At 48.1% G+C, this 270-nt stretch carries 1 protein-coding gene; it reads right to left on the reverse strand.

What is annotated here, in order from left to right; all coding sequences use genetic code 11:
• A partial coding sequence (locus NDO48_RS29220) for a YdgH/BhsA/McbA-like domain containing protein (protein WP_267322917.1) occupies positions 1-270 on the reverse strand: 270 nt, incomplete at both ends.

Below are 270 nucleotides of genomic sequence, written 5' to 3' on the forward strand. Positions count from 1 at the left end.
GTAGGCACCTTTCGCTTTTGCCGCTTTGGTGATGGCATCATTGACTTCTGGCTGGCTACGATAGAAGCCCTGGACGGTGACCGTGTCAAACGGTTCAATCAGAACAGCCTGATCTTTCGGCAGTTCGACAACACCGTTAATTACGCGATTACTTGTTTCTTCTGCTTTTTCAGCATCGGCTTTATAGAGGTCAGCGACCACACGCCAGTTACCGCTGTTACCAAAATCAGAAGTGTCGACAACATAAAAAGAGGCGGCACCTTCTTTATC

It is taken from the genome of Aminobacter sp. MET-1 (assembly GCF_026521175.1).
Classification (GTDB): Bacteria; Pseudomonadota; Alphaproteobacteria; order Rhizobiales; family Rhizobiaceae; genus Aminobacter.